This is a genomic window from Nocardia sp. NPDC055029, assembly GCF_053608525.1.
Genome location: NZ_JBSGVQ010000071.1, coordinates 1 through 14,167, shown reverse-complemented (window position 1 = coordinate 14,167; position 14,167 = coordinate 1). Strand labels below are relative to the sequence as shown.

The 14,167-nt window shown below is 68.2% G+C and carries 13 protein-coding genes; 11 read left to right on the top strand and 2 right to left on the bottom strand.

Annotated elements, in window-relative coordinates:
* The first annotated feature begins 78 nt into the window (after nucleotides 1-78).
* From ACWF9G_RS33840 to ACWF9G_RS33820, 5 genes are all read left to right on the top strand, one after another.
* Nucleotides 79-1,044, top strand: coding sequence for an o-succinylbenzoate synthase (locus ACWF9G_RS33840; RefSeq protein ID WP_452520267.1), 966 nt, complete (start codon nucleotides 79-81; stop codon nucleotides 1,042-1,044).
* Nucleotides 1,045-1,296: 252 nt separating this feature from the next.
* Nucleotides 1,297-4,095: a TIR domain-containing protein gene (locus tag ACWF9G_RS33835; protein WP_452520265.1), complete on the top strand. Its 2,799-nt coding sequence runs from the start codon at nucleotides 1,297-1,299 to the stop codon at nucleotides 4,093-4,095.
* A 136-nt stretch (nucleotides 4,096-4,231) separates the two neighbouring features.
* On the top strand, nucleotides 4,232-4,657 hold the full coding sequence (locus ACWF9G_RS33830) for a RipA family octameric membrane protein (protein WP_452520264.1): 426 nt from the start codon (nucleotides 4,232-4,234) through the stop codon (nucleotides 4,655-4,657).
* Nucleotides 4,658-4,696: 39 nt separating this feature from the next.
* Nucleotides 4,697-5,128: a MarR family winged helix-turn-helix transcriptional regulator gene (locus ACWF9G_RS33825; RefSeq protein ID WP_379305701.1), complete on the top strand. Its 432-nt coding sequence runs from the start codon at nucleotides 4,697-4,699 to the stop codon at nucleotides 5,126-5,128.
* Nucleotides 5,129-5,136: 8 nt separating this feature from the next.
* Entirely contained in the window at nucleotides 5,137-5,559 is a 423-nt protein-coding gene (locus ACWF9G_RS33820; protein ID WP_379305703.1) for an organic hydroperoxide resistance protein, read from the top strand.
* A 98-nt stretch (nucleotides 5,560-5,657) separates the two neighbouring features.
* Here the strand turns inward: ACWF9G_RS33820 and ACWF9G_RS33815 are convergent, their stop codons facing one another.
* Both ACWF9G_RS33815 and ACWF9G_RS33810 read right to left on the bottom strand, forming a co-directional pair.
* Nucleotides 5,658-6,182, bottom strand: coding sequence for a TIGR04338 family metallohydrolase (locus tag ACWF9G_RS33815; RefSeq protein WP_452520262.1), 525 nt, complete (start codon nucleotides 6,180-6,182; stop codon nucleotides 5,658-5,660).
* A 120-nt stretch (nucleotides 6,183-6,302) separates the two neighbouring features.
* The gene (locus ACWF9G_RS33810; protein ID WP_452520269.1) at nucleotides 6,303-7,103 is read right to left on the bottom strand and encodes a DUF2786 domain-containing protein; all 801 of its coding nucleotides are present in this window, start codon (nucleotides 7,101-7,103) and stop codon (nucleotides 6,303-6,305) included.
* A gap of 187 nt (nucleotides 7,104-7,290) precedes the next feature.
* Here ACWF9G_RS33810 and ACWF9G_RS33805 point away from each other — a divergent pair, with 187 nt between their 5' ends.
* From ACWF9G_RS33805 to ACWF9G_RS33780, 6 genes are all read left to right on the top strand, one after another.
* Nucleotides 7,291-8,568, top strand: coding sequence for an ABC transporter substrate-binding protein (locus ACWF9G_RS33805; protein WP_452520261.1), 1,278 nt, complete (start codon nucleotides 7,291-7,293; stop codon nucleotides 8,566-8,568).
* Between the two features lie 45 nt (nucleotides 8,569-8,613).
* Nucleotides 8,614-9,591, top strand: coding sequence for a carbohydrate ABC transporter permease (locus ACWF9G_RS33800; protein ID WP_379305709.1), 978 nt, complete (start codon nucleotides 8,614-8,616; stop codon nucleotides 9,589-9,591).
* A gap of 11 nt (nucleotides 9,592-9,602) precedes the next feature.
* A complete protein-coding gene (locus ACWF9G_RS33795; protein WP_378852234.1) occupies nucleotides 9,603-10,490 on the top strand; it encodes a carbohydrate ABC transporter permease in 888 nt (295 codons plus the stop codon).
* A gap of 118 nt (nucleotides 10,491-10,608) precedes the next feature.
* A complete protein-coding gene (locus ACWF9G_RS33790; protein WP_452520259.1) occupies nucleotides 10,609-12,954 on the top strand; it encodes a transglycosylase domain-containing protein in 2,346 nt (781 codons plus the stop codon).
* A 203-nt stretch (nucleotides 12,955-13,157) separates the two neighbouring features.
* On the top strand, nucleotides 13,158-13,619 hold the full coding sequence (locus ACWF9G_RS33785) for a GyrI-like domain-containing protein (protein WP_379305713.1): 462 nt from the start codon (nucleotides 13,158-13,160) through the stop codon (nucleotides 13,617-13,619).
* Between the two features lie 2 nt (nucleotides 13,620-13,621).
* Complete coding sequence (locus ACWF9G_RS33780) at nucleotides 13,622-14,053, top strand: GyrI-like domain-containing protein (RefSeq protein WP_379305715.1); 432 nt, start codon at nucleotides 13,622-13,624, stop codon at nucleotides 14,051-14,053.
* Nucleotides 14,054-14,167 lie beyond the last annotated feature (114 nt).

Here is a 14,167-nt window from a genome sequence, read left to right as displayed (position 1 = left end):
GCGCTGAGGTCAGCGCCGTCACGGGCGGTTCGGCATCGACTGATCCGGCCCGGTGTCGGCGGCCTCTACGATCGCGGGGTGGGCGCCGACACGTTCGTTTATGCGATTCCGCTGCGTACGCGGTTTCGGGGGATCACCGTGCGTGAGGGGATGTTGATTCGGGGGCCGTTGGGGTGGGGGGAGTTCTGTGCGTTTCCCGAGTATGACGATCGGGAGGCGGCGGGGTGGTTGGCTACGGCGGTTGAGCAGGCGACGGTGGGGTGGCCTGCGCCGGTGCGGGATCGGGTGCCGGTGAATTGCACCGTGCCCGCTGTCGATGCCGAGCGGGCTGGGCGGATTGTGCGTGAGTCGGGTTGTGCGACCGCGAAAGTGAAGGTGGCTGATCATCCCGGGTCGTTGAGTGAGGATCTGGCTCGGGTGGCGGCGGTGCGGGAGGCTATCGGGGCCGATGGGGCGGTTCGGGTGGATGCCAATGCGGTGTGGGATGTGGAGACCGCGGTTCGGCATATCGGCGAGATCGACCGGGCTGCCGGTGGATTGGAGTATGTCGAGCAGCCGTGCCGGACGGTCGAGGAATTGGCCGAGGTGCGGCGGCGGGTTTCGGTGCCGATCGCGGCGGACGAGTCGATTCGGCGGGCGGAGGATCCGCTGCGGGTCGCGGTGGCGGGGGCCGCTGATGTCGCGGTGCTGAAATGCACTCCGCTGGGCGGGGTTCGGCGGGCGTTGGCCGTTGCCGAGGCGGCCGGGCTGCCGACCGTGGTGTCGTCGGCGTTGGAGACGAGTGTCGGGCTGGCCGCCCAGATCGCGTTGGCCGGCGCACTGCCGCAGCTCGAATTTGCCTGTGGACTGGGGACTCTCGCATTGTTCGAGGGTGATCTTGTTGCCGAATCGCTGCTGCCGGTGAACGGGTGGCTCGAGGTTCCGACGATCGCGCCAGAACCGGACCCCGCGTTGCTCGACAAATACCGGCATCCCGATCCGCAGCGGACCGAGTGGTGGTTGCGGCGGTACGAGCGGGTCAGCGCACTGCTCGACGCGGACTGATACCGCGACGCTGAACCTCGCCGCCGAGTGGTCGTTGCGGCGCCGCGAGCCGGTCGGAGCGTTGCTCGACACGGGCTGATTCCGCGCCGCTGAATTTGGTGGCTCGGTGGCTGCCTGCGCGAGTTGGTAGCCGGTCGACCGCGGGCCGGCCATCTCTCGCGAAGCCGAGTAGTGGACTACCCGCGATATCCGCGCGCCGAAGCGGGAGGCTCAGAAAGTCCAGTTCATGAGCCTTTTCGTGGAGATGAGCCCATGTCCGTGCAGGCCGATGCCGCCCCGGGACGGTTGACTCACGCGCAGGGGGCGGCGTTCACCTACGACGCCTTTATTTCCTATACCCACCACGATCGCCCGGTCGCGGCGGGAATCCAGTCCGGTCTGCACCGCATCGGCAGGCGTGTGGGTCAGCTGCGCGCGCTGCGGGTGTTCCGGGATGCCACCGATCTGACCGCCAGCCCCGACCTGTGGGGCAAGGTCGCCGAAGCGATGGACCGCGCCCGGTATCTGATCGTCGTCCTCTCCCCGCAGGCCGCCGCCTCGCGCTGGGTCGACAAGGAAGTCGCCCACTGGCTGCGGCGGCGTGGCGCGGATGAGCTGCTGTTCGTGGTGGCCGACGGGCATCTGCGCTGGGACGAAGCCACCGGACGGTTCGATCCGGATCGTTCCGATGTCGCGCTGCCGGTGCTCACCGAGCCGGGGGTGCTGCCCACCGAGCCGTTCTACGTCGACGTCAGCGCGGACGCGCCGTGGGATCCACGCGCGCCGCTGTTCCGGGAGAAAGTCACCGACCTGGCCGCACCGATCCACGGCAAGCCGAAATCAGAGCTGGCCGGTGAGGATCTGCGGGAGCAGCGGCGCTTCCGGCGGTTGCGGCGGGCCGCGGTCATCGGGCTGGCCCTGCTGACCGTGCTCGCGGTCGCCGCGGCCACGATCGCCGTCGTCAAACAGCGAGAGGCGATACGCCAACGCAACGAGGCCGTCGCCCTGGCTCTGGCCGCCGCGTCGCGTGATGCCGCCACCGGCAATTCCGCGCTCGCGCTCGCGCTCGCCGCGGAGAGCAGCCGGGCGACACCGGTGCCCCTGTGGCAGTCCACCAGCGCTATGGTCAACGCCCGCATCGCCTTCGGCCGAAGCCCGGGACAGCCCGCCCTCCCACCGGTCACCGGCCACGTCGACTGGGTGTACGACGTGGCGTTCAGCCCGGACGGCAGCCGGATCGCCACCGGGAGCAGTGATGCGACGGTGCGGTTGTGGGACCCGGCGACCGGCAAGCAGATCGGCGAACCGATCGTCGCCGACCCGGACGAGGTATTCGCGGTAGCTTTCAGTCCCGACGGCACCCGGCTGGCCACCGGAGGGGAGGATCGAGCCGTGCGGCTGTGGGACGCGGCGACCGGTCAGCAGATCGGCGAACCACTCACCGGCCACACCGACCTGGTGAACGACGTGGCGTTCAGCCCGAACGGCACTCTGCTGGCCTCCAGCAGCAAGGACGGCACCGTGCGGCTGTGGAACCCCGCGACCGGCGCGCCGATCGGCGAGTCGATCACCGCCGACCCCGAGGTCGTGTGCGCCGTGGCATTCAGCCCGGACGGCACGCTGCTGGCCACCGCCGATGCCGATCGAACCGTGCGGCTGTGGAATCCGTCGACAGGCGCGCAGGTCGGTTCCGATCTGGTCGGCCATACGGATTGGGTAGCCGACGTGACCTTCAGCCCGGACGGCACCCGGCTGGCCACCACCGGCGCGGACGACACCGTGCGACTGTGGGATCCCACCACCGGCCTGCCCATCGGCGAACCTCTCACCGGCCACACCGACACGGTGCTTTCGGTGGCTTTCAGCCCGGACGGCACCCGGCTCGCCACCGGGGGCATCGACACGACCGTGCGATTGTGGGACCCGGCCACCGGTAAACAGGCCGGCGAACCTCTGACAGGCCACACCGGTGAGGTGAAGGCGGTGGCGTTCAGCCCGGATGGCAGGCGGCTGGCCACCACCAGCGACGACGCAACCATGCGGTTGTGGAACCTCATCTCCGATGGGTCGGTCAGCAAACCGCTCACCGGCCACACCGGACTGGTGACCGATGTGGCGTTCAGCCCGAACGGGGCCCTGTTGGCATCCAGCGGCACGGACGGCAGCGTGTGGTTGTGGGACCCGCGCACCGGTGGCCCGGTCGGCGAACCGCTCACCGGCCACACCGGCGCGGTGAGCGCGTTGGCCTTCAGCCCGGACAGCACCCTATTGGCCACCACAGGCGCGGATCGCACCGTACGGCTGTGGAATCCCACCACCGGGCAATCCACCGGCCCACCTCTCGTCGGTCACACCAGCGGGGTTTTCGATGTCGCGTTCAGTCCGGACGGCACCCGGCTGGCCACCGCGGGCGATGACAAGACGGTGCGCCTGTGGGACGTCAGCACTGGTCAGCTGATCGGCAAACCACTTGGAGGCCACTTCGGCCCGGTGTACTCGGTGGCGTTCAGCCCGGACGGCACCCGGCTGGCTTCCACCAGCAAGGCTCCGCAGCCCATGCGACTGTGGGATCTCACCGCCGACCGGCCGGTCGGCGAACCAGTCACCGAGCGCACAGAGGTGTTCGCCGCGGTCGCCTTCAGCCCGGACGGCACTCGACTGGCGACCGCAGGCTCCCAACGCACCGTGAAGCTGTGGGACCCGCGCACCAGACAACCCACCCGGCCTCCACTCACCGGCCACACCGACGGTGTGAATACTGTCGCGTTCCGGCCGGACGGAATTCTGCTGGCTTCGGCAGGCAGCGACCAGACCGTTCGGCTATGGGACCTAGCCACCGGTCGCGCGATCGGTGCTCCGCTCACCGGTCACACCGATGGTGTGTTCTCGGTGGCCTTCAGTCCGGACGGTTCTCAGCTGGCCACCGCGAGCGAGGACCGGACCATCCGGCTGTGGGACCGACTCTGGGACGCGGACAAGGCGTGTGAGCTCGCCACTCCCTACGTCACCCTCGCCGAGGTGCAGTCCTACCTACCCTCCGACTGGGACACGACATGCCGATACGCGAAGTAGGCCCGAAACCACACCACACCCCCGGAGGTGGACGGTGACCCATAACGATCAACGATCCGAGCTCAGCAATCGGTTGTGGAATGATTCGCCGGAAAGTCGAGTCCCAGAAGGACATACCGCCGCTTATGACAATGCGGTGCTCGAGCAGTACCGCCTCTACGTCGAGATGACCGACCGCGTGAGCGCCCGGCGTGGCCTGGCGAATTCCTTCTTCGTGACTCTCAACACCGGCATCTTCACCCTCGCCACCCTCTTCGGGAAGTCACCGCCACCCGATTTGGCGGTGTGGCTGGTGATTCCGCTGATCGCCGTCCTCGGCCAGTGCTTCGCCTGGTTCTACCTGGTCCGCAGCTACCGGTTGCTGAACGGCGCCAAGTTCCAGGTGATCGGCGCGTTCGAGGAACGGCTTCCCGCCTCGCCCTTCTGGAAGGCCGAATGGTGGGCACTCGGTGAAGGCCTGGATCGGGCGCGCTATTGGCCGCTGTCTCACATCGAGCAATGGATCCCCATGCTCTTCGCGCTCGCCTACGTCTCGGGGTTTCTCGCCATCGTGTTGCGCTGATTGGTTGTGCACAACTTAATTGTGGGCTATATTGTTCTCATGACCGACGGACTCACCCTCGACGAGCAGCTGTGTTTCCCGCTGTACGCGGCTTCGCGGGCGATGACGGCGGTCTATCGCCCGAAGCTGGAACAGCTCGGGCTCACGTATCCGCAGTATCTGGTGATGCTCGCGTTGTGGGAACACGACGGGCGCAGCGTCGGCGAGCTCGGCAAAGCGCTCGACCTCGACTCGGGAACGTTGTCTCCGCTGCTCAAGCGGCTGGAGGCGACCGGGTTCGTCGAACGTCGGCGGGCGGCCGAGGACGAACGCCGGGTCGACATCGTGCTCACCGGACACGGGCGGTCGCTGCGCGCCGAGGCGTGCCGGATTCCGGCCGAGATGGCCGAGATCGCGGGACTGTCCGTCGACGAGATCACCGCACTGCGCGGACTACTGCGCAAACTCACCGATTCCCTCACAGAGAAATGAGAGCTCCCATGCAGGTCCTCTACACCGCCGAAGCCCTGGCCAGCGGCGAAGGCCGCACCGGCACCGCGCGCACCACCGACGGCAAGCTCGACGTCGTGCTCGCCCCGCCGAAGGAGTTGGGCGGCGACGGTGCGGGCACCAACCCCGAGCAGCTGTTCGCGGCCGGTTACGCCGCCTGCTTCCATTCGGCGCTGCGCCTGGTCGGCAAGAAGGCGGGCGCGGATATCGCGGATTCCGCTGTCGGCGCGCAGGTTTCGATCGGTCCGAACGACAACGGCGGATTCCAGCTGGCCGTCACCCTCGAGGTCACGCTGCCGCACCTGTCGCGTGAGGACGCGCAGGCGCTGGCCGAGGCCGCGCACCAGGTGTGCCCGTACTCCAACGCGACCCGTGGCAATATCGCGGTCGACGTGCAGGTCGCCGAGGACTGATCGGCGCTCGGGTCCGGCATATTCGTGCAATTCGCTCGGCTTCGGTCGAAATACTGACTGCGTAGCGCCGAACTGCACGAAAATGCCGGACCTACCGGTCAATTGAAACGAATACCGCACCCGGCGAACGTCGTCCGGATCAGCAGGGCAGCTTCGGGGCCGATCACGCCGTCGACCAATTCGACATAGCGAGTACAGAATTCGGGGCCGTGCGCCGCCTCGTCGGCGGGTGCGAGGTGATGGGCGAGTTCGTGCAACACCACCAGCTCACGCAATGCCCACGCGGTCGCCCCGGTGTGCAGCGGGACGGCCAGCACCGCGTCGGCCGGTTCGTAGTGCGCCGCCGATGCCCCAGCCCGCGCGCGAACCCGAACCGGCAACCCGGCCCTTTCCCATTGCGCGCGCACCCAATTCAGCGCCAGGACCTTGTCCACGTAGGACTGCACCGACTCGACGGAGGCGAAGCGGCGCTCGACGGGCAGCGTGAGCTGCGAACCGTACACGTCGACGGTGCGGTGCCCGAACTCCTGCGCACGATCGAACACCCCGCGGACCAACTGCTCGGCGTCATAGACCTTGGCCCGCTGGGAATCGCGGCGGCGATGCGGATCACCCGGTGCCACAGCACGCTCCCGCCGCCGTCGTCAGCCCACCCGGACTCGCCCTGGTCCGGTGCTCGGCGGCACGCACCGGACCAGGACACTGTGCCGAAAGTCGCGCCGTGACGACCTCGCCGAGCACTCTCATCGGCCGGTGAGCCTCGCCCGCGCTGCAGGCAACTCCGGCGACGTACCGAGCCTGGCCGTGCGCCCCGCACGGTCTCCCGCGCGCCGAGCGGCAGCCGAGTGACCGGTGGAGGTCTGGGGTCCGCGCCAGGTTCCACGCGCCTCCGAGGTCGCCGTGTAGAAGTCGGTGAGGGCGACTTCCTTGTCGCGCAGGGCCAGTGCGGTACCTGTCGACTCGGCCGGGGTCTCCTCAGCAACGACCTCGGCCTTCACCTCCGCCAGGCGCGCGCCGACGCGGGCGGCGAAGGCCATCTGGAAGTTCAGCCGCGCGGTCACCCCGGCCACCGGCGCTTCGACCTTGCGGCGCACAGTGCGCCCGAAGCGCTTCTCCGCGACGATCTTGACGACCGTCGCCTCCCGGTACGCGCCGGATTTGATGTAGTGATCCGAGGCACGAACCATCTGGATCAGCAGGCTCGCGTACAAGGCTTCGCAGGCGTCGATGTCGGCGGTGAAACCGTAGGCGTACACCTGGGCGGAGCTGCGGGCGACATCGCAGCGCACATCGTTGGCCGTGGCGATCGCGACGAACAGCTGGACGTAGGTGCGCAGTCCTTTTCGACCTGGTTCGCCGATCGGGATGATCCGCTGCACCGGTGCCGACCTGCGCTCACGGTCGGCGACGTGGGAGCGGGCTACCGCGAGATCGATCGAGGACTTCGTGGCCAGCCGCTGGGCCGCGGCGAGAAAAGCCTCGGCCTCGTGTTCGTTGTCGGTGGCCTCGGCCTTGCGCAGCAAACCGCCGATCCGGGTGAGCATCCGGTCGGGCGTCGACGGCGATGGGCTGGTCACCCCGTCGAGGGTAGGGCACCACACCGACAGTGAACTGACCGGAAAGTAGCTGAATGGACAGGACGATCGGACGCGAGGACCCGCCACCATGTATGTTGCCTTGTGCACCGCACGGGTGTGCTGCTGCTCACGTCTCGACCCTGGAGTGTCTGCGATGGCCTTGAAGTTTGTCCCGAGAGCGACGATGGCTGCTGCCTCGATTGCGTTGCTTGCCGCATCGTTCGCCAGTGCCTGCTCCAGTGACAACGGAGGCAACGCGCTCGACCAGAACCTGACGGGCCGCGGCCCGATCACCTACGTCGAGGGTAAGGACACCACCGAAACCGGTGTGGTCAAGCAGCTCATCGACCGCTGGAACGCCGCGCACCCGAACGAGCAGGTGACGTTCAAGGAGCAGTCGGCCGACGCCAACCAGCAGCACGACGACCTCGCCGAGCACTTCCGCGCCAAGCAGGACGGCTACGACGTCGTCGCCCTCGATGTGCCGTGGACAGCGGAATTCGCCGCGAAGGGCTGGATCCAGCCGCTCAAGGACACCTTCGCCATCGACACCGCGCCGCTGCTCGCGCCGACCGTCGCCAGCGCCACCTACAACGGCACCCTGTACGCGGCCCCGCGCAACACCAACGGCGGCCTGCTGTACTACCGCAAGGACCTGGTCCCCACCGCCCCGCGGACCTGGAGCGAGATGCTCGGTCAGTGCCAGGTTGCCCGCGACAACAACATCGGCTGCTACGCCGGTCAGCTCGCCCCCTACGAGGGCCTGACCGTGAACACCTCCGAGGTCATCAACGCCTTCGGCGGCAGCTTCGTCGGCGCCGACGGCAAGACCCCGACCGTGAACAGCCCGGAGTCGAAGGCGGGCCTGAAGGTCCTCGTCGACGCCTACAAGAACGGTGACATCCCCAAGGAAGCCATCACCTTCAAGGAAGGCGAGAGCGCCAGCGCGTTCGAGTCCGGCAAGCTGCTGTTCCTGCGCAACTGGCCGTACCTGTACGCCCAGGCCAACGCCGACACCTCCTCGGTGAAGGACAAGTTCGGCGTCGCCCCGCTGCCAGGCAACACCGGCATCGGCGCCTCGACCCTCGGTGGCTACAACGCCGCGATCAGCGCGTTCTCCAAGAACAAGGCCACCGCGGCCGATTTCGTGCGCTACCTGATCAGCGAAGAGGCCCAGCAGATCATCGCCTCGGGCGCGCTGCCGTCGGTGCGCGCCTCGCTCTACGACGACCCGGCCCTGATCGCGAAGATGCCGTACCTGCCCGCGCTGAAGGAATCCATCGCCAGCGCGGTGCCGCGTCCGGTCACCCCGTTCTATCCCGCGGTGTCGAAGGCCATCCAGGACAACGCCTATGCTGCTCTGAACGGCACGAAGTCCGTCGACGACGCCGTCGCCGGCATGCAAAAGGGCATCGAGACCGCCGGTTCGTAGCGGAGCGCGCAGCGGACCCGACCAGACCGTAGGAGAGTAGTAACGGTGTCGGATCCTTCGGGAGCCAAGCAGCGCGGGCTAGCGCTGGAACTGCGACGATCCGGCAAGGCGTGGCTCTTCGTCACGCCGGTGCTCGTCGCGCTGGCCGTGGTCATCGGATATCCGGTGGTCCAGGCGATCTTCATGTCCTTCCAGAAGGACGCCGGGATCGACCCGGCCACCGGCATGTTCGTCGAGGGCGGCAGCGCCGGGCTGAGCAACTACACGCACTGGCTGCTGCAGCAGTGCAACTCGCTCATGGGCACGGTGTCGTGCCCCACCGGCACGCTCGGCTCCCAGTTCTGGTCCGCGGTCGGGGTCACCCTGTTCTTCACAGTGGTGACCGTGTCGCTGGAGGCGATCCTCGGTCTCGGCATGGCCATCGTGATGGGCAAGACCTTCCGTGGCCGGGCCCTGCTGCGCGCGGCGGTGCTGATCCCGTGGGCCATCCCCACCGCCGTCACGGCGCGCCTGTGGGAGTTCATGTTCCAGTACGACGGCGTGGTGAACCGGGTGCTCGGCACCCACATCCTGTGGACCTCCGACGTCTGGGCGTCGCGGTTCGCGGTCATCGCGGCCGACGTCTGGAAGACGACCCCGTTCATGGCGCTGCTGATTCTGGCGGGCCTGCAGGTCATTCCGGCCGACGTGTACGAGGCCGCCAAGGTCGACGGCGCGTCGGCCTGGCAGCGCTTCGTGCACATCACGCTGCCGCTGCTCAAGCCCGCGCTGCTGGTCGCGGTGCTGTTCCGCACGATGGACGCGCTGCGCATGTACGACCTGCCCGCGATCATGACGCTGGGCAACCCCGCGACGAACACCCTGTCGATCCTGGTGGTCGAGCAGGTGCGCCAGGGCCCCAACAGCGCCGCCGCGCTCTCGACGATCACCTTCCTGCTCGTCTTCGCGATCGCGTTCGTGCTGGTGAAGGTGCTGGGCGCCAACGCCGTTCGCACGCAGGAAGAACAGCGGAAGGCGAACTGATGAGCATGTCGATGACGAAAGAGGCGCCCGTCGAGCGCGCGGAGGCGCCCGTGCAGCCGGTGTCGTGGCGCAAGCGGATCGGCACCGTGCGGATGTACCTCGGTGTGCTGATCGTGCTGGTGTGGGGCCTCGGTCCGTTCTACTGGATGACGGTCGTCGCGTTCCGCGATCAGGCCTACACCTTCGACAGCACGCCGTGGCCGACCCACGTGACGCTGGACAACTTCCGCAACGCCTTCGACACCAGTCGCGGCAACAACTTCGGCCAGGCGCTGCTCAACAGCGTGATCATCGGTTCGGTGACCACCGCGGTCGCGCTGGCACTCGGTGTGCTCGCCGCGTACGCGCTGGCCAGGATGGCGTTCGCGGGCAAGTACCTGATCTCGGGGCTGATCCTGTCGGCCTCGATGTTCCCCGCGGTCGTGCTGGTGACGCCGCTGTTCCAGCTGTTCACCGATCTGGGCTGGATCGGCGAGTACCAGGCGATGATCATTCCGAACATCTCCTTCGTGCTGCCGATGACGGTCTACATCCTGGCCTCGTTCTTCGCCGAACTGCCCTGGGAGCTGGAAGAAGCCGCGCGCATCGACGGCGCGACCAAGGCGCAGGCGTTCCGGCTGATCATGCTGCCGCTGGCGGCGCCCGCGGTGTTCACCACCGCGATCCTGGCGTTCATCGCCTCGATCAACGAGTACCTGCTCGCCCGGCTGCTGTCCGGGGAGAAGACCAGGCCGGTCACGGTCGCGATCGCCCAGTTCTCCGGCAACGATCCGCTGGTGCAGCCGTACGCGGCGATCATGGCGGCCGGCGTGATCGTCACGGTGCCGCTGGTGATCATGGTGCTGGTGTTCCAGCGCCGCATCATCTCCGGTCTGACCGCCGGTGGCGTGAAGAGCTGATCGGGTGCGGGGCGGCGCGTTCGCCGCCCCCACGCGCTCCTCCCGGGTTCCACGGTCCCCGGCGGGTAGAGTCACCGGAGTCGGTTGCAGGTGAGTTCTTCCGTCGCTCCGGAAGGAGATGGTCGTGGCCTCCGAGGGTGGGCGCCGGCGTTCCGATGCGGACGCGCCGTACACCTCGATCGCCGGATTCAAGGACCCGCTGGCACGTGAGCAGCCGCGCAAAGGCGCGGCGCGGCGAGCACAGGCCGCACGCCTCGCCGACGACGAATCCCGCACCCCACGCACCAGGGGCCAGAAGATCCGGCGGCTGATCACCGCGCTGTTCGTGATCTTCGTCTGCCTGCCGGCGCTGCTGTTCGTCGCGATCTACTGGAGCTCGGAGATCCCCGAGCCCGCCGAGGTCGCCGTCGAACAGCCCGCCACCGTGCTGGCCGCCGACGGCACCACCGTGCTGACGAAATTCATTCCGCCGAAGGGCAATCGGATCCCGATCCCGCTGACCGACGTGCCGCTTCCCGTGCGTGCGGCCGTGCTCGCCGCCGAGGATCGCAATTTCTATACCAACCCCGGCTATTCGACGAGCGGGTTCCTGCGGGCCGCCCGCGACAACCTGCTCGGCAACGACAACGCCGGTGGCGGTTCGACGATCACCCAGCAGTACGTGAAGAACGCCTTCCTCAGCTCCGAGCGCACCGTCACCCGCAAGATGCGCGAGCTGATCATCGCGGCGAAGATGGCGCGGCAGTGGAGCAAGGACGAGATCCTGGCCGCCTACCTCAACACGATCTACTACGGTCGCGGGGCATACGGCATAGCCTCCGCGGCCAAGGCGTATTTCGACAAGCCGGTGCCAGAGCTGACCTTGGCCGAAGGGGCCGTGCTCGCCGCGGTGATCCGCTCCCCCTCGGTGCTCGATCCCGAAAACCACCTCGACCAGCTGAAAGCACGCTGGCAGTATGTGCTCGACGGCATGGTCGAGATGAAGGTGCTCGCCCCCGGCGACCGCGACGCGACGGTGTTCCCGCCGATCATCCCGCTCGCCGACATCCCGGCCGAGCCGGTGGCGCTCGGGCCCGAAGGCCATATCCGTACCCAGGTGCTGCGCGAGCTGCGCGCCGCGGGCCTCAGCGACGCCGACATCAACACGGGCGCACTGCAGATCACCACGACCATCGATCCCGTCGCGCAGGCGGGCGCCGTCGACACGGTGCGTCAGCGGCTGGAGTGGCAGCCGCCGGAACTGCGCGCCGCGGTGGTCTCGATCGATCCGCGCAGCGGCGCGGTGCGCGCCTACTACGGCGGCGAGAACGGCACCGGTTTCGATTTCGCGCAGGCACCGCTGCAAACCGGTTCGTCGTTCAAGGTTTTCGCGCTCGTCGCGGCCCAGCGGCAGGGCATCCCGACAACCAGGGCGATCGATAGCTCGCCGGTGGTCGACCGCGGCACCACGATCACCAACGCGGAGGGCGATTCCTGCGGACGCTGCGCGCTCACCGAGGCGCTCAAACGCTCACTGAACACCAGCTTCTACCGTCTCACCATGACGATGGCCGACGGCCCGCGCTCGGTCGCCGAGGCCGCGCACCTGGCGGGCATCCCCGAGTACATCCCCGGCGTGGAGGACCGAACCCTCACCGAGGCGGGCGATCCCCCGCTCAACGGGATCGTGCTCGGGCAGTATCTGGTGCGCCCGCTCGACATGGCCTCGGCGTACGCGACCCTTGCCGCGTCCGGCGTCTACCACCAGCCGTACTTCGTGCAGCGGGTGAGCGCCGGCGACGGGCGGGTGCTGCTCGACCGTGGCGCGCCGGAAAACCGTGTGGGCGTTCAGCTTCCGGAGCCCGAGCAGCGGATCATCGCGAGCATCGCCGACTCCACCACCCAGGCCATGCTGCCGATCGCCAACTACTCCAACGGGCACGGGCTGGCCGAGGGCAGGCCGTCGGCCGCCAAGACCGGCACCACCCAGCTCGGCGAGAGCAAGGACAACAAGGACGCCTGGATGATCGGCTATACGCCGTCGCTGTCGACGGCGGTGTGGGTCGGCACCGAGCAGCCGCAGCCGTTGCGCAGCGGGCGCGGTGGCGCGATCTGGGGATCCGGCCTGCCCTCCGACATCTGGAAGCAGGTGATGGACACCGCGCTGGCGGGCACGCCCGTCGAGCAGTTCCCCACGCCCGCGCTGCCCGGCCGCGGCGGTTCGCCGGTGCCTGCGCCCGCCGCGCCGGGTGGCGGCAGTCCCTACGACATCCTCAACCCACCGACGAACGCGCCGCGAACCCCGGTGCCGGATCTCATCACGCCGCCGACCACCACGTCACGCAACCCGGCGCCGGAGATCATCGGCCCGCCGACCACCTCGCCACGTAATCCGGCGCCGCTGATCATCATCCCGCCTGCGCCACGCCCCTCCTCCGCGCCCGGCGAATTGTTCCCCGGGCTCGGCGGCGACGGCGGTGGATAGATCACGGATTGGCCACCCGGACCCCACGCCCCCGCGGACATGGCAACATCGTTGGCCAGAGCGCGAACCAGCCCGACCAGTCGGCATCGCCGGTTTGCCGCGACGCGACGACGCGTCGAACGATCCCGGCGCGAAACCTGTCATATCGATGCGGGAAGATATGCGCTCGAGCGACGACGAGACTAGACATAGGGGCTACGCAGGTGGATTTCAATGTCGTTGACCGTCCCGAGATGCTGATCGCGGGCACTGTGCTCCGCAGTCCGGCGCTCGCCGTGGAGGGGCCGCGCCGCGCCAAGGTGGTCGAGGCGTGGCAGCACCTGCAGGCGAGACCGCAGTTACCTGGGCCGATCGCGACGGGGTACGTCGATTTCGCGACGGAAATCAACTCCTACCTGACCCACATCGTCGGCTACGAGTGCAAGACCCTCGCCGATCTCCAGGTCGGTGACGTGCTCGCGCGCATCCCGGCGGGCCGCTACGCCCGCTTCGTCGCCAGCGGCGAGCACCGCGGCGACACCATCGTCGCGCTGTGGCGCCAGATCTGGGACGCCGAGGCAGCCGGTGAGTTCGAGCGCGCCTACTCCGGCGACTACGAGCAGTATCCGGACGAGCGCACGGTCGAGATCTTCGTTTCGCTGATCGACGAGAAGGGCGGCGAATAGCCATGACTGTCGACTTCGAGATCGTCACCCTCGCCGACGGGCTGATCGCGGGACTCACCGTGCCGCTGGCCGGTCGCGAGGTGACCGCCCGCGACCTCGACCTGGTGAACTTCACCTGGGACCGGTACCTATCCAGGGAGAAGACGGTTCCCCGCGCCGCCGCCTACATCGGCCAGAACGACCATGCGGTCGCGGTTCTCGGCTATGAGGTCGACGGGCTCGACGACGTCGACTCCGGCGATGTGCTGACCCGCATCCCGGCGGGCCGCTATGCCAAGTTCGTGGTCTCCGACAAACCTTACGACCTGCTGCGCACCGCGTGGGCCCAGGTCATCAAGGCCGAGAACGCCGGCACCATCACCCGCTCGCACACGGCCGAACTCGAGCGCTACACCGGCCCGACGAGTGTCGAGGTGTACGTCTCGCTGGACTGAATACACGACAAAGGCCGGGCTATACGGAAACCCCGTATAGCCCGGCCTTTTTCGTTGCGCAACCAGCCACGACCCGACCTCGAGGAGGGTCCGCCGCGCAGCGGCGGTCGCGGC